General features: G+C 70.0%; 24 protein-coding genes and 2 pseudogenes. 15 read left to right on the top strand and 11 right to left on the bottom strand.

Features of this window, described 5'->3' with window-relative positions; all coding sequences use genetic code 11:
* Positions 1-122 precede the first annotated feature (122 nt).
* The gene (locus HNP84_RS35835; RefSeq protein ID WP_185054456.1) at positions 123-353 is read right to left on the bottom strand and encodes a hypothetical protein; all 231 of its coding nucleotides are present in this window, start codon (positions 351-353) and stop codon (positions 123-125) included.
* Positions 354-485: 132 nt separating this feature from the next.
* On the opposite strand from HNP84_RS35835, the gene HNP84_RS35830 reads away from it, so the two are divergent.
* On the top strand, positions 486-890 hold the full coding sequence (locus tag HNP84_RS35830) for a GntR family transcriptional regulator (RefSeq protein WP_185054455.1): 405 nt from the start codon (positions 486-488) through the stop codon (positions 888-890).
* 384 nt (positions 891-1,274) lie between these two features.
* On the opposite strand, the gene HNP84_RS35825 is transcribed toward HNP84_RS35830, so the two are convergent.
* Positions 1,275-1,928, bottom strand: coding sequence for a TetR/AcrR family transcriptional regulator (locus HNP84_RS35825; protein ID WP_185054454.1), 654 nt, complete (start codon positions 1,926-1,928; stop codon positions 1,275-1,277).
* 91 nt (positions 1,929-2,019) lie between these two features.
* Here HNP84_RS35825 and HNP84_RS35820 point away from each other — a divergent pair, with 91 nt between their 5' ends.
* On the top strand, positions 2,020-2,931 hold the full coding sequence (locus tag HNP84_RS35820) for an NmrA family NAD(P)-binding protein (RefSeq protein WP_185054453.1): 912 nt from the start codon (positions 2,020-2,022) through the stop codon (positions 2,929-2,931).
* A gap of 119 nt (positions 2,932-3,050) precedes the next feature.
* On the opposite strand, the gene HNP84_RS35815 is transcribed toward HNP84_RS35820, so the two are convergent.
* Together HNP84_RS35815 and HNP84_RS35810 are read right to left on the bottom strand one after the other, a co-directional pair.
* A complete protein-coding gene (locus HNP84_RS35815; RefSeq protein ID WP_185054452.1) occupies positions 3,051-3,983 on the bottom strand; it encodes an RNA polymerase sigma-70 factor in 933 nt (310 codons plus the stop codon).
* The gene (locus HNP84_RS35810) at positions 3,980-4,198 is read right to left on the bottom strand and encodes a Rossmann-fold NAD(P)-binding domain-containing protein (RefSeq protein WP_185054451.1); all 219 of its coding nucleotides are present in this window, start codon (positions 4,196-4,198) and stop codon (positions 3,980-3,982) included. The genes HNP84_RS35815 and HNP84_RS35810 overlap by 4 nt, the downstream gene beginning before the upstream one ends.
* Positions 4,199-4,421: 223 nt before the next feature.
* On the opposite strand from HNP84_RS35810, the gene HNP84_RS35805 reads away from it, so the two are divergent.
* Positions 4,422-5,219 carry an SDR family NAD(P)-dependent oxidoreductase gene (locus tag HNP84_RS35805; RefSeq protein WP_312926507.1) on the top strand — a complete coding sequence of 266 codons (798 nt, stop codon included), beginning with the start codon at positions 4,422-4,424 and terminating at the stop codon, positions 5,217-5,219.
* A gap of 211 nt (positions 5,220-5,430) precedes the next feature.
* Here the strand turns inward: HNP84_RS35805 and HNP84_RS35800 are convergent, their stop codons facing one another.
* A complete protein-coding gene (locus HNP84_RS35800; RefSeq protein ID WP_185054450.1) occupies positions 5,431-6,060 on the bottom strand; it encodes an LUD domain-containing protein in 630 nt (209 codons plus the stop codon).
* A gap of 215 nt (positions 6,061-6,275) precedes the next feature.
* Between HNP84_RS35800 and sigJ the strand changes: the two genes are divergently transcribed.
* Positions 6,276-7,157 carry an RNA polymerase sigma factor SigJ gene (sigJ, locus tag HNP84_RS35795; protein ID WP_221337197.1) on the top strand — a complete coding sequence of 294 codons (882 nt, stop codon included), beginning with the start codon at positions 6,276-6,278 and terminating at the stop codon, positions 7,155-7,157.
* Between the two features lie 38 nt (positions 7,158-7,195).
* Here the strand turns inward: sigJ and HNP84_RS35790 are convergent, their stop codons facing one another.
* Positions 7,196-8,020 (bottom strand): NAD(P)H-binding protein, encoded by an 825-nt coding sequence (locus tag HNP84_RS35790; protein ID WP_185054448.1) that lies wholly within the window; start codon positions 8,018-8,020, stop codon positions 7,196-7,198.
* Positions 8,021-8,121: 101 nt separating this feature from the next.
* Here HNP84_RS35790 and HNP84_RS35785 point away from each other — a divergent pair, with 101 nt between their 5' ends.
* On the top strand, positions 8,122-8,526 hold the full coding sequence (locus HNP84_RS35785) for a winged helix-turn-helix transcriptional regulator (RefSeq protein ID WP_185054447.1): 405 nt from the start codon (positions 8,122-8,124) through the stop codon (positions 8,524-8,526).
* 183 nt (positions 8,527-8,709) lie between these two features.
* Positions 8,710-9,171: pseudogene (locus tag HNP84_RS56910) on the top strand (acyltransferase family protein); the annotation flags it as partial.
* A 54-nt stretch (positions 9,172-9,225) separates the two neighbouring features.
* Here the strand turns inward: HNP84_RS56910 and HNP84_RS56905 are convergent.
* Positions 9,226-9,951, bottom strand: coding sequence for a TetR/AcrR family transcriptional regulator (locus HNP84_RS56905; RefSeq protein ID WP_185054652.1), 726 nt, complete (start codon positions 9,949-9,951; stop codon positions 9,226-9,228).
* A gap of 124 nt (positions 9,952-10,075) precedes the next feature.
* On the opposite strand from HNP84_RS56905, the gene HNP84_RS35775 reads away from it, so the two are divergent.
* The 3 genes from HNP84_RS35775 (at position 10,076) to HNP84_RS57085 (ending at position 13,403) form a co-directional block, all read left to right on the top strand.
* Positions 10,076-11,149, top strand: coding sequence for an amidohydrolase family protein (locus HNP84_RS35775; RefSeq protein ID WP_185054446.1), 1,074 nt, complete (start codon positions 10,076-10,078; stop codon positions 11,147-11,149).
* A gap of 248 nt (positions 11,150-11,397) precedes the next feature.
* A complete protein-coding gene (locus HNP84_RS35770) occupies positions 11,398-12,681 on the top strand; it encodes a sensor histidine kinase (RefSeq protein WP_185054445.1) in 1,284 nt (427 codons plus the stop codon).
* A 179-nt stretch (positions 12,682-12,860) separates the two neighbouring features.
* Positions 12,861-13,403: a DoxX family protein gene (locus HNP84_RS57085; RefSeq protein WP_246519147.1), complete on the top strand. Its 543-nt coding sequence runs from the start codon at positions 12,861-12,863 to the stop codon at positions 13,401-13,403.
* Between the two features lie 9 nt (positions 13,404-13,412).
* Here the strand turns inward: HNP84_RS57085 and HNP84_RS35760 are convergent, their stop codons facing one another.
* Positions 13,413-14,543: a GTP-binding protein gene (locus HNP84_RS35760; protein ID WP_185054444.1), complete on the bottom strand. Its 1,131-nt coding sequence runs from the start codon at positions 14,541-14,543 to the stop codon at positions 13,413-13,415.
* Positions 14,544-14,727: 184 nt separating this feature from the next.
* Here HNP84_RS35760 and HNP84_RS35755 point away from each other — a divergent pair, with 184 nt between their 5' ends.
* Positions 14,728-15,159, top strand: a complete 432-nt coding sequence (locus HNP84_RS35755; protein WP_185054443.1) for an Hsp20/alpha crystallin family protein — start codon at positions 14,728-14,730, stop codon at positions 15,157-15,159.
* 137 nt (positions 15,160-15,296) lie between these two features.
* Positions 15,297-15,875, top strand: coding sequence for a hemerythrin domain-containing protein (locus HNP84_RS35750; RefSeq protein WP_185054442.1), 579 nt, complete (start codon positions 15,297-15,299; stop codon positions 15,873-15,875).
* Positions 15,876-15,887: 12 nt separating this feature from the next.
* Here the strand turns inward: HNP84_RS35750 and HNP84_RS35745 are convergent, their stop codons facing one another.
* Positions 15,888-17,495: a peptide chain release factor 3 gene (locus tag HNP84_RS35745; RefSeq protein WP_185054441.1), complete on the bottom strand. Its 1,608-nt coding sequence runs from the start codon at positions 17,493-17,495 to the stop codon at positions 15,888-15,890.
* Between the two features lie 292 nt (positions 17,496-17,787).
* Between HNP84_RS35745 and HNP84_RS35740 the strand changes: the two genes are divergently transcribed.
* Positions 17,788-18,666: a helix-turn-helix domain-containing protein gene (locus HNP84_RS35740; protein WP_185054440.1), complete on the top strand. Its 879-nt coding sequence runs from the start codon at positions 17,788-17,790 to the stop codon at positions 18,664-18,666.
* Between the two features lie 106 nt (positions 18,667-18,772).
* On the opposite strand, the gene HNP84_RS35735 is transcribed toward HNP84_RS35740, so the two are convergent.
* A complete protein-coding gene (locus HNP84_RS35735) occupies positions 18,773-18,991 on the bottom strand; it encodes a DUF397 domain-containing protein (protein WP_376772012.1) in 219 nt (72 codons plus the stop codon).
* Between the two features lie 240 nt (positions 18,992-19,231).
* Between HNP84_RS35735 and HNP84_RS35730 the strand changes: the two genes are divergently transcribed.
* Positions 19,232-19,942 carry an AfsR/SARP family transcriptional regulator gene (locus tag HNP84_RS35730; protein ID WP_185054439.1) on the top strand — a complete coding sequence of 237 codons (711 nt, stop codon included), beginning with the start codon at positions 19,232-19,234 and terminating at the stop codon, positions 19,940-19,942.
* 16 nt (positions 19,943-19,958) lie between these two features.
* Here HNP84_RS35730 and HNP84_RS35725 read toward each other — a convergent pair.
* Positions 19,959-20,474: pseudogene (locus HNP84_RS35725) on the bottom strand (LuxR C-terminal-related transcriptional regulator); the annotation flags it as partial.
* Positions 20,475-21,070: 596 nt separating this feature from the next.
* On the opposite strand from HNP84_RS35725, the gene HNP84_RS35720 reads away from it, so the two are divergent.
* Together HNP84_RS35720 and HNP84_RS35715 are read left to right on the top strand one after the other, a co-directional pair.
* Entirely contained in the window at positions 21,071-22,324 is a 1,254-nt protein-coding gene (locus tag HNP84_RS35720) for a helix-turn-helix domain-containing protein (protein ID WP_312926503.1), read from the top strand.
* 121 nt (positions 22,325-22,445) lie between these two features.
* Positions 22,446-23,194 (top strand): SAM-dependent methyltransferase (locus HNP84_RS35715; protein WP_312926502.1); only part of this gene is annotated, 749 nt, incomplete at its 3' end.

The raw sequence follows: 23,194 nt of genomic DNA, 5'->3' as shown, positions 1-23,194 counted from the left end.
AGTAGGTGAGCCGGCCGTTCCGGTAGATCGGCTGTCTCTCATCGAGGACCTCGGCTGACCACCTGGTCACGTACGGCACGATTCGGCCGCGGTAGATGAAGGTCGATACCGCCACCGCACACTCACGTCCGGTCGCGACGCCGTGGGGCGTGGTGCTGGTCCGGGGCCGGCGCGGCCGTGCACTTGATCCGGTCCTCGCGCACGTCGCCCGTGTCGGAACGCCATACGTCCGGCCTGATCTCGATGATGTCGAGCTGGCAGTGCCTGCACTGCGCTCGCGGGAGCGAGGTCTCGTCGACGCCCAGCTCGTGGTCGAGTCCGATCCCGTGAAGCGAATTCGGTAGGAGGGCCATGTGCCAGACCGTAAAGCGTTACTGATGAGTAGTCTAGGGTCCATCGCAGGTTTCACCCCATGATGGTTTAGGTTTCACCCGGTAAGTTGAGCCGAACCGGGACCTAACGGTTATCGCGCCTACGGTTCAGGCGTGATCGATCACGAGTCGGAGATTCCTGTGTATATGCAGGTGGCTGCGAAGATCCGGGCCCGGATCGACGCAGGCGAATGGCAGCCACGGCGCCGACTTCCGTCCGTGGTACATCTGGAACAGGAGTACGGCGTGGCGCGGAACACCGTGCTACAGGCGATCTCACATCTGCGCTCGCTCGGCTTGGTCTACACCGTGCGCAACCGCGGAAGCTACGTCGCCCACGGCCGCCAGACCATCACCGCCGAGCCCGGCATGAGAATCACGGCTCGCTCCGCCACCGAGATGGAAGCGGAGGAGTTCGCCGTGACCCCCGGCGCCCCTGTGTTCGTGATCGAGCGACTCGACAGCGACGCGGAGGTGATCCCGGCCGAGGTGGCCGAGATCAGAGTGCCTATCGAGTAAGGCCTCGCCGTCACATCGGGGCGGGAGAGCGTGGGAGAAATCTGGGAGAAACGATCTTGATTGAGGTTTATCGAGACGCCCCAGGATTTCGCAAAATTTACTCGCATTTAGGGTTCTACCAGGCCGTTCCTTGATCTCCCTGATCGGCCGGATTCGCTGGCTCCGTTCGGGACGAAGAGGCCGTGGGTTCAAATCCCGCCACCCCGACTGGGTTTTCCCAGGCAGAGGGCCGGTTCTCCAAATCGGAGACCCGGCCCTTGATCATTTGTCATCCCCTCGCCGGCGAGCTCGGCGCCAGGGGCGATGCCGAACCTCGGCCGGGCCGCGCCCGGCCTCGGGCTCCGCGGCGGTGTCGCCGCGGAGGCCGAGCCCGGCCGCGAGGTCCTATCCGGATTGTCCGGCTCCGATGAACGCCTGGAGGAAAGCGGTCGCCGCGCTGCGGGCTCGCCGGGTGATCTCCTCGGGGTCCGGCGAGTCGGCGGTACGGAGCAGCAGGCTGATCATCAGGTCGCCCCAGAGCAGCCCGGCGAACTGCTCGGCCATCTCTGGCGGGGAGCCGTTGAGCAATCCGTGCGCCTTGGCCTTGTCCATGATCGAAGTCAGTGCGGCGCGGCCGGTCTGGCGTCCGAAGGAGTCCAGGGTGCGGGCGACCTCGGGCGCGCGCACCGCTTCGGCGATCGCCAGCCGGAAGACGGCGATGACCGTGGGGTTGGTCGTTTCGGACAGGAGCTGCGTTCCGAAGGCGACGAGCGCGCGTTCAAGGGTCTGGCGGTCGCGGGGCTCGGGCAGCTCGGCGGGGGCCTGCATCCGCTCGGCCCGCTCGCGGATGCAGGCCGCGAGCATTTCCTGCTTGTTGCCGACCAGGGCATAGAGCTCCCGTTTCGACACCCGCGCGCGCTTGGCGATCTCCAGCGTGCTGGTCTCGGTATAGCCGGCCTCCATGAACGCCGAGAAGGCCGCTTCGAGGATGCGCCGGCGAACCGGTGTTTCGCCGGCGGCCTCCCCCTCTGATTTCGACACCGCCACTGCGGACAGCACCTCCCCTTGACCTGGTACCAGGCAGTACCATAGCATCCAAGTGTTGGTACCGGTCGGTACCAGCGTGGGGTGATGCCAAGGAGGCAGGATCATGGTGGAGGGAACGGTGCTCGTGACCGGCGCGGCCGGCGGCACGCAGGGCAAGACCGGGCGGCGCGTCACCGAGTTGCTGCGGGAGCGCGGCGTGCCGGTCCGCGCGATGGTCCGCACGCTCGACGACCGCGCCGAATACCTGCGCGGCCTCGGCGCGGAGGTGGTGGTGGGCGACTTCCTCGACTTCCCGTCGATCCAGAAGGCCGTGGACGGCGTCTCCACCGTCTATTTCGCCTACCCCGTCCAGCACGGCCTGCTCGACGCGACAGTCAACATGGCGGTGGCGGCGCGCAACGCCGGAGTCACCCGGCTTGTCGACATGGTGATGCTGGTCTCGACCCCGGACGCGCCGACGCCGCGCATGCGGGAGAACTACCTGTCCGAGCAGGTCTTCGAGTGGGCCGGGATCGGCGCGGCGCACGTGCGCGCAACCGTGTTCTTCGAGAACATCCGCGCCCTGGCGAACGCGACGATCGCCTCGGGCGTCTTCATGGCGCCCTTCGGCGACGACAGCACCCTGATCCCCCTGGTCGCCGGGGACGATGTGGCGCGGGTGGCCGCCGGTGTGCTCACCGCCGAGGACGTACCCGCGGGCACGTCCCACTCGCTGATCGGCCAGGTCCTGACGGTGAAGGAGATCGTCACGACCCTGGCGCACGGGCTCGGCCGGGACATCAGGTACCAGGAGGTGTCCGACGAGTTCTGGGCGGAGGCGGCCGCCACCCGGATCAACGCCCATGCGGTCGAGCACCTGTCCAAGCTGTGGGCCACCCTCCGCACCCAGCCGCCGGAGTACGCGAAGTACAACGGGCCGGAGAACATCGAGAGGCTGGGTGGCCGCAGGCCGCAGACGTTCGCCGAGTTCGTGGCCAAGGAGAAGCTCAGCTTCCCGGATCAGGCGCGAAGCTGAGCCCACCGCGCGAGAGCCGCCGTGGATTCACCCAGGTTGGTGTGACGGCAAGGACCGCCATGCGGCGCAGCAGCGCCTCCTGCGCCAACGTGCCGGATGCGCCGGCCCGCCTGTCGCGGCTATTCGGTGGGTCGGCGTGCCTGTCGTGCCTGTCTTACTTCGCGGTCGATCGCCCAGGCATCGGCCACTGGGCCCACATGCCGGAGCTTGTCGGGGTTGATCACCGCGCGAATCGTCTGGATCTGCCCGTCGAGGATGTCGAGCGCCAGGGTGTGGAGCACCTTGCCGTCCCGGTCGCGGAAGATCGCGCCCGGCTGGCCGTTGATCTCGTGCGGCTCCGCGGCGACGCCGATTCGGGCCATCCGGGGGAAGACGGAGGCGAGCAGCCGGGCCACGCTCTGGGCGCCGATGACGGCCTTGGCCAACTGCGGGGCCTTGCCGCCGCCGTCGCCGACCATCGACACGTCGGCGGCCAGCAGGTTCCGCAGGCCGGCGACGTCGCCTTCGCGGAGGGCGTCGAAGAACCGCGACGCCAGCGCCTCTCGCTCTTTGCGGTCCGCTTCGAAGCGGGGCCGGCCTGCGGCCATGTGGCGCCGCGCCCGCACCACAAGCTGGCGGCACGCCGCCTCCGAGCGCCCCACGGCCGACGCGACCTCGGGAAAGGCGAAGTCGAACACCTCCCGCAGCACGAAGACCGCCCGTTCGAGCGGGCTGAGCCGTTCGAGCAGGAGCAGGGCCGCCATCGACAACGAGTCGGCCAGCTCCGCCGAGCGCTCCGGGTCCTGGTAAGGGTCGGCGAGCAGTGGCTCGGGGAGCCACGGCCCGACGTACTCCTCCCGCCGGACGCGGGCCGAGCGCAGCACGTCGATCGAGAGCCGGGTCACCGTGGCCGACAGGAACGCCTTGACCGACCTGGGCTCGGCGGGGGCGGCCTCGAAGCGCAGCCAGGTCTCCTGGACCGCGTCCTCGGCCTCGCTCACGCTGCCCAGAATGCGGTAGGCGATCGAGAACAACAGCGGCCGCAGCTCCTGGAACTCCTCGGCCCTGCTCATGCCGGCTCCTCCGGGAAACCCTGCGGCAGCCGCCGGCCGAGCTCCCGCTTGGCCTTGGCGTTGGAGGCGCCGCGCCCCCCGGTCATCGTCGTCACCGCCGCCTGCCGCTTCGGCCGCTTCGCTCCCGCGCCCTCCGCCAGATACGGCAGCCGTTCGCCGACCGGGGCCGGTTCGTCGTCCACGATGTCGAACACCCCTCTGGCCTTCTGCTTCACCGCTAGGACCGTAGCACTCGCCGCCTCGTCCAGACGCACCCGGGAGGAGGAGCCGGTACTGCCCTCGACCAGCGGAAACCGCCGCTTGCGGGGTGAGGTTCATCATCTGCTCCTTGATGGAGGATTGCCTGTATCCCCTGGACGAGACAGCGACCCCCACCAGTGACATCTCCGAAATATGGTGACTGGCTGGCTGATGGATACCGGCCCACACGCTCGCGTTGTGAGGCCGCTCACACCGTGTCACAGCCCATCGGGGCATCTCGTCTCAGAGGGCATGACGAACTCGGAACAGACATCTGTGTTGATCACCGGAGGCAACAAGGGGCTCGGCTTCGAGGCGGCCCGCCGGCTCGGGGAACAGGGCTGGACGATCTTCCTCGGCTCACGCGACGAAGGGCGAGGACGGGCTGCCGCCGACAAGCTGACCGCCGGCGGCGCGAACGTGGTCATGGTCCCGCTGGACGTGACCTCGGACCAGTCGGTGACCGACGCCGTACGGCTCGTCCGCGAGCACACCGATCGGCTGGATGTGCTGATCAACAACGCCGGCACGCCGGGAAGGGCCGTCCCGCCGGCAGAAGCGACGGCCGACGAGATTCATTCCGTCTACGACACCAACGTGTACGGGCCGATCAGGGTCACGCATGCGTTCCTGCCCCTGCTGCGGGCGGCGGACAATCCGCGGGTGGTGATGGTGTCCAGCGCCGGCGGTTCCTTCGCGGTCGTGACCGATCCGGAGCAGCCCGTCTCGAAGATGCACGAGCTCGCCTACACCTCGTCGAAGGCGGCGCTGAACATGATCACCGTCCGGTACGCCCAGGCGCTCCCGGAGATCAAATTCAACCTCGTCACTCCCGGAGAGGTCGCCAACCACAAGTTCGCCGCCACGGACATGAACCATCACACCGGCCAGCTCACGGTCACAGAAGGCACCGACCCGATCGTCAAGCTCGCGATGATCGACGCCGACGGGCCGACGGGGATCTTCATCGATCGCCTCGGCCCCGTCGCCTGGTGACCGACGCGCAACCGATGACCGGGGCGTCACCGGCCGAGCAGGGCCAGGCGGACGCGCCCGGCGACGGTCGCCGGCCAGACGCTGAGGGGTTCGTTGGCGTCCTGCCGTCGCCGGCACGATGAAACCCCCGCCCGCCGGACCAGAGTGCCCGGCGCCGGTGCGGCACCGGGCACTCTCCGGGCGGGGTCCCCCAACGAGGAATGCCGGTGGTTCAGAATCCGATGGTTTCGCGGAGCAGCAGGACGGTGCCGCGCCCAGGGTGGGGTTCCGCGTTGAGAATGAGAAGGCGGTTAAGGGCACTGGGCTTGCCGTAGACCTTCATGGCGCGGTCGTTTTCCAGCGGGAGGCAGTGGTCTTCGACGCGGCGCAGTGCGGTGGGCAGGTCGGACACCACCTTCTGCGCCCCGACGATCCAGATCGCGTGGGCGGCGGCGCCGGCGTAGCCGGGCAACTGGCTTCCGCTGGCCGAGGCGACCACGAGGGAGCCGGTTTCGGTGACCGCAGCGACACTGCCCACGATGACGTCGGGGGCGGACATCAGCCGCCAGATATCGCGCAGTTGGGTGGCGCGGTCCATGGCCAGGCCGCGTGGCTTGACGGCGTCGTAGCGCCCGCTGGTGTTGATGTCCTCCTCGATGCCGGACAGGCGGAGGGTCTCGCTGGCCCCGGTGAACACGCTGGCGCCCTCGGGTATCAGCGCTTTGACGCGGGCACGCGCGGCGGCGGCGTCGTCGAGGATTTCCACGGTGAAACCGTGTTCCGTCAGCGCGGCGGCCGCCCGCTCCAGGCGCTGCGCGGGTGCCGGGTCGGCGAAGGGTGATGCCGGCATTGAGATGGTCATGATGTCGCTGAGCTTCCTGTTCGCTTGATGATGTGTTCGTCTCGGCCGTACGACGACACAGCCCTCCGGGATGTCAGGCGACGGGCCGACCTCACAGTCCGGCGCGCTATCTCGTCGGACGGGGGAGGCTAGATGCGACCAAGGGAGCCGTCGATACCGTGACCACCCCATCCGAGCCAGGACACGGCCGGCCAGATCCCGGCCTGAGTGCGATCATGAGCGAGCGGCGTCAGCTGATCAATCTCGCCTATCGGCTCCTGGGCTCCCTGGCCGAGGCCGAGGATGTCGTACAGGAGACCTACGCCCGCTGGTACGCCATGTCCCGGCAGCAGCAGGACGCCATCGAGTCCCCCGGCGCCTGGCTGACGCGGGTCGCCGGCCGCATCTGCCTGGACGTGCTCGGCTCGGCGCGCGCGAGGCGGGAGCGGTATGTGGGCGAGTGGATCCCCGAACCGCTGCCCGAGCGTACGGAGTGGATCAGCGGGCGGCCGGGCGGTGCGACCGCCGACCCGGCCGACCGGGTCACCCTGGATGAGTCGGTCAGCATGGCCTTCCTGGTCGTGCTCGAATCGATGACCCCGGCCGAACGCGTCGCGTTCATCCTGCACGACGTCTTCTGCCACTCCTTTGCCGAAGTGGCCGAGATCGTTGGCCGGACTCCGGCGGCATGCCGCCAACTGGCCTCCTCGGCCCGCCGCCGCGTTCGCGAGTCGCGGGGCCCCGCGAGTCCGGCAGCCCAGCACGCCGGCATCGTCAGGGACTTCAAGCAGGCATGGGAGGCCAAGGACATCCACGCCCTGATCGGCCTGCTCGACCCCGACGCCAGGGCGATCGCCGACGGCGGCGGCCTCGCCACCACCTTCCTGCGCCCCATCGAAGGCGCCGAGCAGATCGCGCGCGCCTGGGCCGAGATCGCCGACCGGATCTCCGGCAACATGACGTTGCTGGAGCGTACGGTCAACGGTCAGCCCGGTCTGGTGGCTCAGCAAGACGGCGTCACCGTGACGGTGTTCGCGTTCGAGGTCGCGGGCGACCGGATCAAGCACATCTGGGTAGTGCGCAACCCCGAGAAACTCCGTCGCTGGACGACGGGCTGAGGCGCGTACCGCCAGGGTCTGGCGGTCGCCCGGACGCGCTATCTGAAGGCCGCGATGTTGCGCTCCGCCCACTGGGCGAAGGTGCGGGGCGGGCGGCCGAGGATCGGCTCGACATCGGGGCTGACGCGCTGCTCGGCGGGGGACGGTGCGCCCAGGGCGCCGAGGGTGGCCTCCACGACCGGTTCGGGCATGTATCGCAGCATTTGGCGGCGTGCCTCCTCGCGGCTCTGCTCGATGAACCGCACCGGCTCGCCGAGGGCGTCCCCGATCGCCGTGGCCTGCTGCCGGGGTGAGATCGGAGCCGGTCCGGTCAGCGTGTAGACGTTGCCCTCGTGGCCCGGCTCGCGCAGAGCGACGCCGGCGACCTCGGCGATGTCGGCCGGGTCGATGGCCGGCACCGCGACGTCGCCGAACGGTGCCGTGACCACCCGTTGCGCCCGGACCGAATCGGCCCATCGGAACGTGTTGGAGTCGAAGTTGCCCGGCCGCAGCATCGTCCATTCCAGACCCGACTGCTTGACGGCGTCTTCCAGGCCCGAGGGGTGGCGTCCCGTGCCCACACCATGGGAGGACAGCAACACGACCCGCCGAATGCCGGCCGCCCGCACGACGTTCATGACCTCACCGAGATCGCCGTTCGCCATGAAGTCGGCGGAGGTCAACAAGAACAGCGCTTCGGCTCCTTCGAGGGCGGGCTTGAGGCTCGCCGGCTCGGCCAGGTCGGCTCGCCGGTGCCGCACCCCCACCGGCACGTCCGGCTCTGAGATCCTTCGTGACACCGCCGTCACCTGCTCGCCGGCCGCAACGAGCGCCTGCACGAGCGGCCGCCCGACGTTGCCCGTGGCTCCAGTCACCACAATCATCTTCGCTCCCGGTTGTCGATGCCCCTTTGCGGACTCGATGGAAGCTACTAGTGGCGTGATAGTAGGTACCTAGACGAAAGTATTGGCGAGGAAGGCTCATTGTGACCAACGACACAGCTTGGGCGGCTCCTGCGGACGTCGCCCCCGAGCAGGCGTGCCCGATCGCCCCGGTGGTGGACATCGTCTTCAGCCGCTGGACCACTCCGATCCTGTGGGTGCTCCATGAATACGGGCGGCATCGATTCGTGGAGCTGGAACGCCGTATCTCCACCATCACGCCCAAGGTGCTGACCGAACGGCTGCGGCAACTGGAACGCGACGGGCTCGTCGTGCGCACCTACCACCCCGAGGTTCCGCCGCGGGTGGAGTACGAGATCAGCGAACTGGGGCGCAGCCTCGCGCCGGTGTTCGCGGCACTCGCCGAGTGGTCGGTCAATCTGGGCAAGGTCGAGCAGGCCCGGCTGGACTACGACGCCAGGAAGCCCATCGGCAGCCGTCGAACCTGACCCGAGAGAGATCCGCGACAATTTCCGCCTCCCCGACGGCAAGCCGCGCTACGGCATCTCCTTGAACGAGCCGATCTACGAAGCGCGGGAGGCGCTGTTCCGCCTCGGCCGGCAGAACGGCGAGTTCCGCTCCTTCGACCCCCGCATGATGTCCGTCACCGTGCAGGCCGCGGTCGATGGGCGATGGGGGTCACGATCCTGGGGTTGCCCTCCCCCGCCTACCTGCCGCAGTACGCGGCACTGTTCACCGTCGGGCTGCTCGCGGCCCGGCGCGGCCGGCTGGGGAGCCTGTCCAGAACGGCGGGCCGGGCCGGGTTCGCCGCCGCGGCCGTCGCCGCGGTCGCGCTCGTCCTCGTCCTGGGCGCGGGCGGGGAGGCGGGCCTGGGTCGCGGAACCCTGCCGTCCCTGGTGGCGGCGGCCTGTGAGTCGGCTCTCGCCGTCGGCATCATCCTCGGCCTGCTGGTTCTGTTCCGGGAGCGCTTCGGCCACCAGGGACGCCGCCGCCGGTTCCTGTCGGCGCACGCCTACGCCGTCTACGTCATCCACCCGGTCGTGGTGGTCGTCCTGAACTACGCGCTCCGCGACGTACAGGCGCCCGCGGTCGCGAAGGCCGCGCTGCTCGCGATCCTCGCGCTGCCGCTGTGCTGGGCGACGGCGTACCTGGTACGCGCCCTTCCGGGCGCCCGGAAGGTGCTCTGGCTAGGGGCGGTGGCGTGGTGCGGTCAGGGGGAGGAGGACGTGGTCCACGATGGCGACGACGTCTTGCCGGGTCACATGTCCCTTGTCCATCGACTCGAACAGGATCATGCGCGGGCCGACCGACGCGACCAGGGGTGTGACGGACGCCGGGTCGGCTTCGCCTCGTTCGGCGGCGGCTCGCAGGCGGCCGATGAGGATCTTCTGGTGGGGGGTGATGACCCGTTCGCGGGCGGCGGTGTGGAGCTCCGGCGGGCGGCCCCGGTCGGTCAGCAGGGGGATGAGGGCCTTGCCGCGAGGCTCGTCGAGGACGCGCGCCAGCCCTTCCAGCAGGGCGAGGAGGTCTCCGCGCAGGGTGCCGGTGTCGGGGTCCGGGGGGTCGCCGAAGCCCTCGACCGGATCGTTCAGTGCCTCCAGCAGCAGCTCGTAGGGGGTTGACCAGCGCCGGTAGAGGACCGACTTGCCGGTCTCGGCGCGCGGGGCGAGCTTGTCGAAGGCCAGGGCGTCGAAGCCGTTCTCGGCCAGTTCCTCGAACGCGGCGCGATAGATCGCGCGGGTGAGCGCCACGCCGCGCCTGCGGGTGGTCTTCGCCGTCCCTTTCGGGCTTGTGGCGCTCTTCTCCGGGTGGCCGGAAGGCGCCGAGGCAGCGGGATGAGTGACCACGCTTCCGGTTATAGCCGACCCGGGAAGTCGTCCGTACGTCCCTGGGAGGCGTCCTCGACGGGGCATCCCGGATGCTCCCTCCAATCTGCCCGAACCGCCGTGATCACGATCTCGGTGGACAGCGGCCTTTCCGGCTGGCTAGTCTCCCACATAGAGGACAAAACTGTCCCTTAACTTGAGGGGGTATGCCATGGCGACCGCGTTCGCCCTGGTCAACGTGCGCGTCTTCGACGGGCGGCACCTGACCGAACCGACCACCGTCGAGGTCGAGAACGGTCTGATCACACGGGATGCGCCCGGGGCCGAGCGCATCGACGCCCACGGCGCCGTGCTGCTTCCCGGACTGATCGACGCCCACGTCCACCTGCACGGTCCCGAGAGCCTGGACGCGCTGGCCCGGTACGGCGTGACCACCGCCCTGGACATGGCCGCCTGGCCGCCGGAGCTGCCGGCATCGCTGCGCGGCGCGAAAGGCACCACCGACATCATGAGCGCCGGGATCCCGGCGATCGGGCCCGCCGGTCCCCACGCACGCATGGCCGCGATGACCCCGCTGGCCGTCGTCACCGACGCGGGCGAAGCCGAGCAGTGGGTGGCGGACCGGATCGCCGAGGGCTCGGAGTACATCAAGATCGTCATGGAGGCGCCCGGTGGGGGCGGCCTGGAGGCCGGGGTCGCAAAGGCGCTCGTCGAGGCCGCCCACGCCCGCGGCAAGCAGGTCGTCGCGCATGCCTCGTCCGCGGGCGCGTACACGATGGCCGTCGATTCCGGCGCGGACTTCATCACCCACTGCCCGATCGGCCCGCCCGCGGACCCCGCCGACGTGGAGCGCATCCGCGCCGAGGGACGCGTGACCATCCCCACTCTGATCATGATGGAGGGGGTGGCGCGGTCCGTCGGCCACCCCGAGGGCTTCGCCGGCAGCATGGCGACCGTCTCGGCACTGCACGCGGCCGGTGTGCCGATCCTGGCCGGAACCGACGCCAACGACGAACCCGGCGCCCCGTTCCCGGTGCGGCACGGCCGGAGCATGCACGAGGAGCTGCGACTGCTGGTGGAGGCCGGGCTGAGCCCCGCCGAGGCGCTGCGCTCGGCCACCTCCCTGCCCGCACGGCACTTCTCCCTCACCGACCGGGGTGTCATCGCCCCTGGCAAGCGGGCCGACCTGCTCCTCATCGACGGCGACCCGCTGGCCGACATCACCGCGACGGAACGCGTCCTGCGGGTGTGGTGCGCCGGCATCGAGCACGAAACGGCGCGATGACCGACGTCGGCGACCGGGCCGTGCACCACGCGGCCGTCGTACGCGCTGCCGGCCGTCTCTTCCTGCGCCGGCGGTGATGGGGAAGGCGATCGAGACCTGCGCGCCGGCGTCCCGGAACCTTTCCCAGACCCTGACAAGACGGAGACCCCGCCAAGCCGGAGACCCTGACAAAACGACAAGTCCGCTATAGCCTGCTGAACCTCCCGCGATCGCGAACGGCCTGTGAGCAGCCGAGGAGGTACGTACCTATGGCGGCCGGAAATGGCCGGGCCCTGCGGCACCTGCCCCTGCGGCGGCCGGGACGGTGGGACTTGGGCGCCCGCGGCCGTGCCACCCTGGACGCGCTCGAACACCTCGTCGGCGGTATGAGCACGGGAGTCCTGGCGCTGGTCGTGCTCATGGCGGTGGCCGTCACCGCCCTGGCCTGCCTGGTCGGCGTGGGGGTGAAAATGGGGCCGGCCGTACTGCGCGGGTTGCGCGCGGTGGCCGACCGGGAACGGGACCGGCTCTCCCGCTGGGGCACGGAAGAGATCATCGCCCCGCCCCCGCCGCCGGCCGGGCTGCGCGCCGCCCTGGCCGACCCGACGGTACGGCGCGAACTGGCCTGGGTGGTCGCGCACGGCTCCGCCGGGCTGCTCCTTGGCCTGGTCGCCCTCACCCTCCCGGTCCACGCGGTGCAGGACGCGACCTTCGCGTTGTGGTGGTGGCTGTTGCCTCCGGAGGAGGCCGCGACCGCGGCCTACGGGCTGTGGGAGGTCAGGGACACGCCCAGCGCTCTCGCCGTCGCCGCCCTGGCCCCGATCGACGTCGCTCTCACCCTGCTCCTGGCGCCCCGGATGGCCCGGCTGCAGGCATGGTTCGGCCGGCGCCTCCTTCGGCCCGGCCCCGACGTCGATCTGAGCCTGCGCGTGGCGCAGCTCACCGCGACCCGCGCCGCCGTGCTCGACGCGCACGCCGCCGAGCTGCGCCGGATCGAGCGGTCGCTGCACGATGGGACGCAGAACCGGCTCGTCGCGGTCAACGTGCTGCTCGGCGCGGCACTGCGGGCGCTGGAGCGCGATCCCGCGACCGCCAAGGCGTCGCTCGAACGGGCGCAGAGCGCCGCCGAGCAGGCGCTGGCCGAGCTTCGGGGCGTGGTGCGCACCATCCTGCCGCCCATCCTGGCCGACAAGAGCCTCGCCGACGCGCTCGCCGGCCTGGCCGCGGCCTGCCCGGTGCCCTGCACGATCGACGCCGACCTCCCGGTCAGGGCCGCCGCGTCCGTCGAGGCCACCGCCTACTTCGTGGTGGCCGAGGCGCTCACCAACATCGCCAAGCACAGCGGGGCCCGGCAGGCCGTCGTCAGCGTACGCCGCCTGGACGACCGGCTGCGCCTCCAGGTCGTGGACGACGGGCGGGGCGGGGCGGACGAGAGCGGCTCCGGGCTCGTCGGCATCCGCCGGCGGGTCGAGGCGCACGACGGGTCGTTCACGCTGGACAGCCCTCCCGGCGGGCCGACCGTCCTCGACGTGACCCTGCCCTACGGCGCGTGAGACCGTCCGGGGCCGGTCATGACCGGCAGATGGGTGCGGGCAACCGACTGCACTGATCGGGCCTCCAGGAGCGCGTCGCGCCCCAACGCGGCCCCGAACCTCCACTGGCCGCACCTCGCGACTGGATAGTGGCGCTATCCAAATGCTAGGATAGCTCCACTATCTAATGGGGGGCTGTTATGACCGTGATCGTGCTACTGGTGGCCACGCTGGGGTTCCGGCTGCTCGGGGCGCTCGGCGTGAGCCGGTTCGCGACCTGGCGGGTGAGCGCGGGACACGGGCTCGCCGTCATGCTGGTGATGACCGCCGGCGCGCACTTCGTCCCATCGAGCGTGACGTTCATGCCGAACCACGCCGACATGGTGGCGATGGTGCCGCCGTTCGTGCCGTTCGCGGCGGCCGTGGTCTACCTGACCGGGGTGCTGGAGCTGGCCGGGGCCGTGGGGCTGGTGCTCCCGGCCACCCGGCGGGCCGCCGGGGTCTGCCTGGCCCTGCTGTTCGTGCTGATGCTCCCGGCCAACATCCACGCCGCGCTCGCCGGGGTGACCCTGGGCGGCGAGGCGGCCTCACCGCTGTGGCAGCGCATCCCCGAGCAGGTCCTCTACATCGGCGTCGCGCTCTGGGCGGCGGGCGTCGGCCTGCCGGTCCCGGGGCGGGCGGGGCGCCGCGGCGCGGCGGAGAGCACTCGTACGCCGCAGTCCGGCTCGCCCACGCCCAGGTGATGCCCCGTCTCACCACCCCTTGACCGGAGGGGGCGGCGTCAGGACGCCCGCGAACGGGTCGTCGAAGCCGCTCCAGTCGGCGGGGGCGGGCACGGCGGGGCCCTGGTCGATCAGGCAGGAGTCGAGCAGGGCGTGGATGCGGCGCCGGTCGAGGCCGGGGCCGGTGAAGACCAGGTGCTGCACCCTGTCGCCGACCTCGGGGTGCCAGTCGAGGGCGGCGGCGACGCGGCGGGTGGGGGTGGCGAGGTCCCACGCGGCGCCGGGGAGGGCGGCCAGCCAGGGGCCGGCGTCGCGGATGTCGATCACGCCGGCCACGGCGTCCCAGGACAGCATGCGCTCGTGGCGGTTGGCCAGCCAGAACCGGCCGCGGGAGCGCACGGTGGTGGTGACCAGTTCGTCCACGGCCTCGAACAGGCGGCCCGGGTGGAGGGGACGCAGGCGGCGCCAGGCGACCGTGGTGATCTCGCCGGTGCGCGTCTCGGCCGGGAGCAGGGCGGTGGCCGGATCGACGCGCTCGGCCAGCGCGCGTACGGAGAGCGTGGGGCCGGTGACGGGGGGATCGGCGGTGATCGGGGTCGCGGGCGCGAGGTGGCGAAGCACGGCGGCCGACAGGTCGATGTCCTCCTCGTCGCCGCCGTGCAGGCTCAGCGCGCCGGCGTACTCGATCTGCCGGGCCAGCACCTCGGCCAGGTAGCGCCGGTCGCCGGTCGCCTCCTCGCGGCCGGTCTCGGCCAGCCGGTCGCCCCGGCACAGGTCAAGGGGCGTGTGCGCGGCGTCGAGCGCGGTGAGCACGCAGGTCAGGCGGAACGGGCCGGCTCCGGCCAGCGCCTCGGCCACCGGACGCGGCTCGGCGGAGTCCCACAGGTCGGCGATCACAAGGGGCGCCGAGCCGGCGTGGAGCGCGAGCTGGGCGCGCAGGTCCTCCCGTACGCCGCGGGCCGCGCGGCTCCGCGCCACCCGGATGCGGGCGCGTTCCAGGACGCCCGAGGCGTCGCGTACGACCCGTTCCGCCCGACCGGCGGCGAGGTGGATGTCGTGGTGGATCGCGACGGCGCCGGGATGGCGGCGGAGCAGCCGATCGACCGCGGCGGTCCGCGCCCCCGCGTGCAGGCCCGCGACCAGGACGAGTGGGGTCGGCACAGGACCTCCTCGGTGTCCGAAAGTATGAAAACGGTTGTCGTTATCATGGCATAGCGAGTCCGGCGATGGCAGGGGGTGCCTGCCGGACGGGGAGGTGGGTAGCGGGAGTAGGGACGTTCGTCCCTGGTCCTGCCCGCGCGGCGGGCGTGGACTGGAGGTGTTCGCGTCAAGGAGGGATGTGACGATGGCATTGCTGTCCCGCCGGGACCGCGGCCGCACGGCGCCCGTGCGGTGGGGGTTCCCGGAGATCATGGACTGGCTGGAGTCGCCGCTCGCGGGGTTCGGCTCGCTCGCCCCGGCCATCCGGATCGAGGAGTTCGTCGCCGGGGGGCGCTACGTCGTGCGGGCGGAGCTGCCCGGCGTGGACCCCGACAAGGACGTCGAGATCACGGTCGGTGACGGGATGCTGGACATCCGCGCCGAGCGGACCTCGGAGACCAAGGAGGAACACCGCTCGGAGTTCCGGTACGGCTCGCTGCGCCGCAGCGTGATGCTGCCCCGGGGCGCCAACGAGGAGGACGTCAAGGCGTCCTACACCGACGGCGTCCTGGAGGTGAGCGTCGGGCTGGAGGAGGAGAAGCAGCCCGGACGCCGGATCGCCGTCGAGAAGGGCTGAGCGGCGGAGCCACCGGCCGGGGCGCGGACGTGCCCCGGCCGGCGTGTGCCGCGGGGAGCGCCGCCGTGGACGATCCGGCCAGGTGACAAGACGCGGCCGGGTGAATGGGACCGCGGGTCACGGGTAGCGGCGTCAGTATGAAGAACGACGTCATCACGCTGATCACGGACGACCATCGCAAGATAGAGGAGCTGTTCGAGCGGATCAAGTCGGGCCAGGGCGACCAGAAGAAGTCCGTCCTGGAGCTGCACGCCCTCCTCACCGCGCACGCCCGCGCCGAGGAGGACCGCGTCTACCCGGGGCTCGACGCCCACCACAGCCTGGAGGAGCACAAGGAGGCCGAGATCCTCATGGACTCGGTCAGGCGGGCCGAGCCGGGCTCCCCGGAGTTCCGTCAGGCGCTGGACAAGCTGATCAAGTCCGTCACGCAGCACGTCCAGGAGGAGGAGAACGAGATCCTGCCCAAACTGGCGGACAAGACCGACGAGAAGCAGCGGAGCAAGCTCGGCGCCGCGTTCATGGAGCGCCGCAAGGAGGAGATGAACGCGCTGGCCGTCGAGGCCGCCGGCGCCCGCCCGCCCCGCCAGCGGAAGGCCGAGGGCGAACACCTCACCAAGGCCGAGCTGTACGAGCGCGCCCAGCAGGCCGACATCCCGGGGCGCTCGCACATGTCCAGGGAGGAGCTGGAGAAGGCGCTGCAGAAGGCCGGCGCCTGATCGGCCGCCCGATCAGCTCCCGGCCGTGGTGTCGGCGATCAGGGGGGCCAGGAGCAGGTCCGGGTGGTCGGCCTTGATGGAGTTCATCCGCCAGCGGTCGGTGAACAGGGCCAGCAGGGCCTGGTCGCCGCTGCGGGTCAGGACCTCCGCGCCGCGCTGCCGCGCGAGCCGTTCGGCCGAGGCGGCGTCGGTGCGCCGGGCCAGGGTGTAGTCGAGGCGGTCCAGCGTGATCTCGGCGCCGAACTCGGCGGCCAGGCGGTGCTGGACCACCTCGAACTGCATCGGCCCCACCGCGGCCAGCACCGGGGCCTGGTCGCCGCGCAGGTCGGAGCGGAGCACCTGGATCACGCCCTCGGCGTCGAGCTGGTCGATGCCGCGGCGGAACTGCTTGGCCTTGCCGCTGCTGCGCGAGCGGGCCACCGCGAAGTGCTCGGGGGCGAAGCTCGGGATCGGGGGGAAGGTCACGGCCGGGCCCTCGTACAGGGTGTCGCCGGGGCGCAGCGCGCCGGCGTTCACCAGGCCGACCACATCGCCGGGGAAGGCGTCGTCGATGGTGGCGCGGTCCTGGCCGAAGACCGCCTGGGCGTACTTGGTGGCGAACGGGCGGCCGGTGGCGGCGTGGGTGAGCACCATGCCGCGCCGGAAGTGGCCGGAGCAGACGCGGACGAACGCGATCCGGTCGCGGTGGGCCGGGTCCATGTTGGCCTGGACCTTGAACACCAGGCCGGAGAACGGCGCGGCCAGCGGGCGCGGCGCACCGGCGACGTCGTCGCGCGGCGAGGGCGGCGGGGCCAGATCCACCATCGCGTCCAGCAGCCGGGCCACGCCGAAGTTGGACAGCGCCGCGCCGAACAGCACCGGCGTGGACTGGTGCGCCTCGAACTCCTTCTGGTCGTGGTCGGCGCCGATTTCGGCGAGCAGCGCGATCTCCTCCTCCGCGCGCCGCCAGTCGTCGCCCAGCTCGGCCTCGGCCTGCGCCGGGGTCAGCTCGCTCTCCAGCGCCTTGGTGGCCCCGCCGGGGGTGCGCACGTAGCGGATGATCCGGTCCTCCAGGCGGTCGGCGACGCCGTGGAAGTCGCCCGCGATGCCGACCGGCCAGGTGATCGGGGTGGGCCGCAGGCCGGTACGCTGCTCGATCTCGTCCAGCAGCTCCAGCGCCTCACGCCCCGGGCGGTCCCACTTGTTGACGAAGGTGATGACCGGGATGCGGCGGTGCCGGCAGACCTCGAACAGCTTCATGGTCTGCGGCTCCATGCCCTTGGCCGCGTCGATCAGCATCACCGCGCAGTCGACGGCCGCGAGCACCCGGTAGGTGTCCTCGGAGAAGTCGGCGTGGCCGGGGGTGTCCACCAGGTTGAACATGTGGCCGCGGTACTCGAAGCGCAGCGCGGCCGAGGTGATGGAGATGCCGCGGGCCCGCTCGATCTCCATCCAGTCGGAGGTGACGCCGCGCCGCCCCGCCTTGCCGTGCACCGCGCCGGCCTCGATGATCGCCGAGGCGTGCAGCGCCAGGGCCTCGGTCATGGTGGACTTGCCCGCGTCGGGGTGGCTGATCACCGCGAAGGTCCGCCGCCGCCGCGCCTCCGCCATGATGTCGTCGCCTGTGGCCGCCGTCGTCATCGCACCCGCCCTTTGAGTCACCGCCAGCCATGTGAGAGTACTCAGTCCGCAGGCTCGCCCGGTAAACGTGGGCGTTCGCATCAAAACAACTCAAAGCGAATCACCCGAACTCGGTTCGGGTCGGCGAACCCGGCCTTACCCCCATTACCCCTGCAAGCCCGGCAACGCCGTCAGATCTACACGGTGTTGACATCCTCCGTGCGGACTGATTAAGTGCTACATCGTTTGGCATCTGATCGAATCAGGTAATCGGGCCGTGCGCGATTGCCGGGCGGCCCCGGGGGTGCGGAAGATGAAGGGCACGGGGGCGGCGCCGGGGAAGCGGCAGCGGCTCGCCACGGAACTGCGCCGGCTGCGCGATCTCGCCGGGATCTCCGGGCGCGATCTGGCCACCCGCATCGGGATCAGCCAGTCCAAGGTGTCCCGGATCGAGTCCGGCACCGTGATCCCCACCATGCCGGAGGTCACGGCGTGGGCCGAGGCGGTGGAGGCGTCCCCGGAGACGCGGGCGTGGCTGAGCGAGATGACCGAGTCGGCGTTCACCGAGGTGCACACCTGGCGGGCGGAGCTGCAGCGGCAGGCCCACCTCCAGGACGACATCCGGGAGCAGGAGGACCAGGCGCGGCTGGTGCGGGTTTTCCAGCCGACGCTGATTCCGGGCCTGCTGCAGACGGCCGAGTACGCCAGGCGGGTGTTCGCGCTGTTCGACCCTCCGTATTCGGACGGTGACCTCGCGATGGCGCTCGCGGCCCGGTTGCAGCGCCAGCTCGCGCTTTATCAGGAAAGCCGGCGTTTCGAATTCCTGATTACCGAGGCGGCGCTGCGGTGCCGGCCCGGACCGCCCCGGCTGCTGCTCGCGCAATTGGACCGGGTGGCGTCGGTCAGCACGCTGGAGAACGTCACCATCGGGCTGATACCGCACAACAGGGAGGCCGTGGTGTTCCCCTCCCACGGTTTCACCATCTATGACACCGACATCGGCGACGACGCCGCCGAGGGCACTTTCGTGGAGATCGAGACCACCCACGTCAGGCTGACGGCGCACGACGCGGAGGACGTCGCGATCTACACCCGGCAGTGGTCGCTGCTGAGCGGCACCGCGATCTACGACGACGAGGCGCGGGAGTTCCTCTCGGCGCTCGCCGCCGACGTCCGCGCCCTGGACCGATGACCTCGATGTCCGCGCCGCTCAGCCAGGCCGCCCGCGGCGACGGAGGGCGCCGCTCCCCGTACGCGGCGCCCCCCGCCCGCCGTGGCCCTCGCCTGGGCTCGGGCCCTTATCCGAGGTCGAACTCCCCGGCGTGCACTCCGGCGATGAACGCCGCCCACTCCAGGTCGGTGAAGCGGAGCACCGGGCCCGAGGGGTCCTTGGAGTCGCGCACCGCGACGCCGTCATCGCCGATGGCGACCTCGACGCAGCCGCCGCCGTTGTCGCTGAAGCTCGCCTTGAACCATTCGGCGCCCCGCCGCCGGTTTTCCCGAGCGCTGCCCATCATTTCTCCTTCTGCGCGCGATACGCATCAAATATCGCCTGCCGCGCTCGGCGGGGAGATGATCCTGGCGGCTCACCACAGGCCCGCCGCGGAATTGCGCGGGACCGCACGCGAATGCCGTACCCCGTGCCCATGCGCACGCCCGGAAGGAGGAGGCACATGATGCGCTTTCGATTGTTACGCGAAGTGGACGCCCACAGGGGACAGAGCTGGGTGCATATCGGCGACCGGAAACAGCGATTAATGCTGGCCGTACTCCTGCTCGCCGATGCGGAGCCGGTCTCGATCGACGAGCTGATCGTCACGCTCTGGGACGACGAGCCCATCAAGAGCGCGCGCAAGGTCGTCCACCACTACGCCAGCGAGCTGCGCCACAGCCTGGGCAGGACCGCGTCCGGGACCCAGGACATGCTGCCCGACGGCCGGGGCGGGGCCTACCGGCTGATCGCGGGGCGCGAAGAGGTGGACGTGCACCGCTTCCGCGACCAGGCGCACAAGGCGCGGGCGGCGCTGCGCCACGACGACGAGGCGGCGGCGCGGGGCCTGCGCGCGGCGCTGCGTGAGTGGGGCGCCGACGGGCTGGTGCCTGCGGGCGAGCCGCTGCGCGGGCTTCCCGGCCGGTGGGCGGCCGAGCAGCGCGAGCGGCTGCGGCAGGAGCACCGGGACGCGGTGATCGAGTGCCTGGAGGCCGAGCTGCGGCTGGGGCACCACGCGCGGCTCATCCCGGAGCTGTCGGCCGTGGCGCACGCCGGGCCGCCCGACGAGCGGGTGACCGAGCTGCTGATGCTGGCCTACCAGCGCTCCGGCCGCCCGGTCGAGGCGCTGAACGTCTACACCAGGTTCCGCAACCGGCTCGCCGAGGAGGCCGGCGCCGAGCCGGGCCCCGGCATCGTACGGCTGCGGCGGCGCATCCTGCGGCGCGGCGCCGAACCGCATCTGATCGGGCAGGGCTGAACAGACCACACAAGGATCACGGCACCAGGCCCGACTGGTAGGCGAAGACCACGAGCTGGGCGCGGTCGCGGGCGGAGAGCTTGATCATGGTCCGGCTGACATGGGTGCGGGCCGTGGCCGGGCTGACCCCGAGCCGGGCGGCGATCTCGTCGTTGTTCAGGCCCTCCGCGACCAGGCACAGCACCTCGCGCTCGCGGTCGGTGAGGCGGTCGAGGCCGGGGTGGGGCCGGATCGGGCGCGGCGACCGCGAGACGAACTCGCTGACGACCTTGCGGGTGACCGAGGGCGACAGCAGCGCGCCGCCCTGCACGACCAGCCGGATCGCCGACAGCAGGTCGGCGGGCTTGGTGTCCTTGAGCAGGAAGCCGCTGGCGCCGTAGCGCAGGGCGTCGAAGACGTACTCGTCGCGCTCGAAGGTGGTCAGCACGATCACCTTGGTGTGGGCCAGCTCCGGGTCCTCGGTGATCCGCCTGGTGGCGACCAGGCCGTCCACGCCGGGCATGCGGATGTCCATCAGCACGACAAAAGGACGCACCATCCCACAGCGGAGCTGGGTAGCTGGTCATGGGGCTGATCTGTGCTCTGACCTGGGAAGATGCGGCGTTGGGGTAGGTGGCGGTGTCTCACTGGTACTCGCTGAGACTCGCCGGGGCTCACTGTTCACGGGCCATACACGGGCCAACGTTGGCGGGCTGTTTCCCCTGGTCAGGGGCCTAGTCTGTGTCGGCTCGCGGGCCGGTGGCGTGGGGGTCGCCTCGCTTCCCGCACCATACCCGCTGGCTGGTTCTCCCGTCTGCTTCGGCCCGATACCGGGGCAGCATGCCGGGGACGGAAGGTCAAGGCCGTCTTCGCGTGTACGTTGACCGGTCGTCGTTCCTCGGTCATGGGATGCCATCCCGCACAGACGGCCTTGATCTGGAGGAGTCGGCATGCTCAGCTTGCCCCGGGGCCGAAGTCGGGCGGGAGAACCAGCCCACCCCAGCCACAACGGGCCGTCAGGATGAGCGGGCCTCCCCCTCCCAGAGCTGAGCGCCCCCTGATTTTGATCTATCCCCCTCGGGCATGACTCAGGAATCCGGGGTGGGCTTCGGGACTAAGCGCTCTCGGCTACGGGCAGATAGCCTAGGAGTGCATCTAGGACGGGCTAGGAGAAGGTGCACAGTGCCTGATCATGAGTCAATCGGGGATCGCCTAAGAGAGATTCGCAGACGGCGGGGGATGACCCAGGAGGAGGTAGCCCACGCAGCCAACCTCAGTGTGGGAGTGGTAAAGAAGATCGAACAGGGCGGTAGTGCCCGGCTGGAGACGCTTCATCAGCTAGCGCGCGCACTTGGCGTGGTAACCCTTACGTTCGTCGGATCTACCTCACCCGAACCACGTGAAGCTGATCACGATGAAGCCGTGCTAAGTGATATCCGGTCTGCGATCAATCCGCCGTTGGGCCTAAGCGGTCGTCCTGTATATGGCACGGCTGACGGCGATGAACTCGATCTAGCGCGCCTGAACAGGGCGGTCAACGCGATGACCGACGCCTATCACTCTGACCGTTACGATCGTCTTGCCGGATTCCTTCCTGCGCTGATCCGGTCGGCTCATCACCACGTCGAAGGCGGCGGGGAGGCGCAACGAGGCGAAACACTCCGCACGCGTGCCAACATCGTGGGGCTGGCCGGTCGATACCTCATCCAAGTCAGAGCACATGACTTGGCGCTGGTGGCGCTTCACATGTCGTTGCGTGATGCGCTGGAGATCGGAGATACGCCGCTTGCGGCGGCGGCGGTAAGTGGCCAAGCGCACGCAATGTTGCGTCAGGGGCGTTTCGATGAGGTCGAGCGGTTGTGTGCCTCGACCGCGCAAGAGCTTGAGCCGCAGATCTCCAAAGCCACGCCTGATCAGCTAGCAGCGTGGGGCTGGATGCTCCTGAGAGCGAGTGCAGCCGCAGCGAGGAATAATCGCCCTCACGAGGCTCGCGAGTACATAGGCATGGCGGCGGCGGCGGCTGGCCCGCTCCACCGCGAGCACAAGACCGTCGATAGCAAGACGTTCGGCCCGACAACAGTTGCCCTGAAGTCCGCAGAGAACGCCCTAGTTGGTGGCAACCCTTCCAAGACGCTCGAACTGTCTGCCTCGTTGACCCGAGACGCGAACATGACAGGCGAGGAGTGGGATCGTCACTTGCTCGACGAAGCGCGTGCGCACGTGCAGACGAACGACCCAGACAAGGCAGTTGGGCTTCTGCTGGACATACGACAGAGAAGCCCGCAATGGCTTCGCTACCAGCAGATGGCGCGCGATACGGTACGCGACGTGATCACCCTGCGAGTTCGATCACTCACAGAGCATCAACGGCAGTTGGCAGACTTCATGGGCATCCAGGAGTAGGACCACGTAACGTAGTCCTTTCCCGGCGCAGCACAGTCAAATGGCTGTGCTGCGCTCCTGTTTAGTGGGGAACTCCTCACCTACCTTTGCAGCAATCAGGGCGGCAAGGAGGTGCGGAGAGGTGAGACCCGAGAGGGAGAGAGCTGAAAGTCTGCATGGCCCGTGGCCGAGTTCGGTTGAAGAATTGCAGGCCGAGTACTTCGAGCGCTGGAACATATGGCGTGACCAGAAGCCAAGCGGCATCCATCAGGAATGGGTCGCTCAGCGGCTTGACAACGAAGAAGTCAAGCTAAGCGCACCGAATAGCGACATCCTTAGGGCGCGCTTGGTTGAGTATGAACGGCGCAATATCCATGGCATCGTTCTACCGGCTGACAGCGTGAAGGCCACAATGCCGAATATCGCTCGGGTGTACGACTACTGGCTCGGCGGTAAGGACAACTCCGCCGCCGACCGGGAGATGGGTGATCGGGTCAAGGCGGTCGTTCCGCAGATGCCGTTGCTGGCCCGTCAGAACCGCTGGTTCCTGGGTCGGGCGGTGAAGTTCCTGGCCGGTAAGGCGGGGATCGGCCGGTTCCTGGACATCGGCTCTGGGCTGCCGACGATGAACAACGTTCATGAGGTGGCGCAGGCCACGCGTGCGGATGCCGAAGTGGTCTATGTGGACAACGATCCGGTGGTGCTGGCGCACGCGCGGGCGTTGCTGGCCACCGACCGTCACACGCATGCGGTGCACGGGGATGTGTACGAGCCGGAGAAGATCGTCGAGGCGGCGCGGGAGATCTTCGGCGGGGATGACCGGCCGGTGGCGGTGCTGATGCTGGCGGTCATGCACTTCGTTCCGGATAAGCATGCGTATCGGATCGTGCA

The sequence above is a fragment of the Thermocatellispora tengchongensis genome (assembly GCF_014202315.1).
Lineage (GTDB): Bacteria > Actinomycetota > Actinomycetes > Streptosporangiales > Streptosporangiaceae > Thermocatellispora > Thermocatellispora tengchongensis.
This window is presented reverse-complemented; position numbering and strand designations above follow the sequence as displayed.

Excerpts from the sequence above, each read along its gene's own strand:
- HNP84_RS35835 (WP_185054456.1), bottom strand. The coding sequence starts at position 353 with ATGGCCCTCCTACCGAATTCGCTTCACGGGATCGGACTCGACCACGAG.
- HNP84_RS35820 (WP_185054453.1), top strand. The coding sequence starts at position 2,020 with ATGGTGGAGGGAACGGTGCTCGTGACCGGCGCGGCCGGCGGCACGCAG.
- HNP84_RS35815 (WP_185054452.1), bottom strand. The coding sequence starts at position 3,983 with ATGAGCAGGGCCGAGGAGTTCCAGGAGCTGCGGCCGCTGTTGTTCTCG.
- HNP84_RS35800 (WP_185054450.1), bottom strand. The coding sequence starts at position 6,060 with ATGACCATCTCAATGCCGGCATCACCCTTCGCCGACCCGGCACCCGCG.
- sigJ (WP_221337197.1), top strand. The coding sequence starts at position 6,276 with ATGAGCGAGCGGCGTCAGCTGATCAATCTCGCCTATCGGCTCCTGGGC.
- HNP84_RS35790 (WP_185054448.1), bottom strand. The coding sequence starts at position 8,020 with ATGATTGTGGTGACTGGAGCCACGGGCAACGTCGGGCGGCCGCTCGTG.
- HNP84_RS56905 (WP_185054652.1), bottom strand. The coding sequence starts at position 9,951 with ATGCCCCGTCGAGGACGCCTCCCAGGGACGTACGGACGACTTCCCGGG.
- HNP84_RS35775 (WP_185054446.1), top strand. The coding sequence starts at position 10,076 with ATGGCGACCGCGTTCGCCCTGGTCAACGTGCGCGTCTTCGACGGGCGG.
- HNP84_RS35770 (WP_185054445.1), top strand. The coding sequence starts at position 11,398 with ATGGCGGCCGGAAATGGCCGGGCCCTGCGGCACCTGCCCCTGCGGCGG.
- HNP84_RS57085 (WP_246519147.1), top strand. The coding sequence starts at position 12,861 with ATGACCGTGATCGTGCTACTGGTGGCCACGCTGGGGTTCCGGCTGCTC.
- HNP84_RS35755 (WP_185054443.1), top strand. The coding sequence starts at position 14,728 with ATGGCATTGCTGTCCCGCCGGGACCGCGGCCGCACGGCGCCCGTGCGG.
- HNP84_RS35750 (WP_185054442.1), top strand. The coding sequence starts at position 15,297 with ATGAAGAACGACGTCATCACGCTGATCACGGACGACCATCGCAAGATA.
- HNP84_RS35745 (WP_185054441.1), bottom strand. The coding sequence starts at position 17,495 with ATGACGACGGCGGCCACAGGCGACGACATCATGGCGGAGGCGCGGCGG.
- HNP84_RS35740 (WP_185054440.1), top strand. The coding sequence starts at position 17,788 with ATGAAGGGCACGGGGGCGGCGCCGGGGAAGCGGCAGCGGCTCGCCACG.
- HNP84_RS35735 (WP_376772012.1), bottom strand. The coding sequence starts at position 18,991 with ATGATGGGCAGCGCTCGGGAAAACCGGCGGCGGGGCGCCGAATGGTTC.
- HNP84_RS35730 (WP_185054439.1), top strand. The coding sequence starts at position 19,232 with ATGCTGGCCGTACTCCTGCTCGCCGATGCGGAGCCGGTCTCGATCGAC.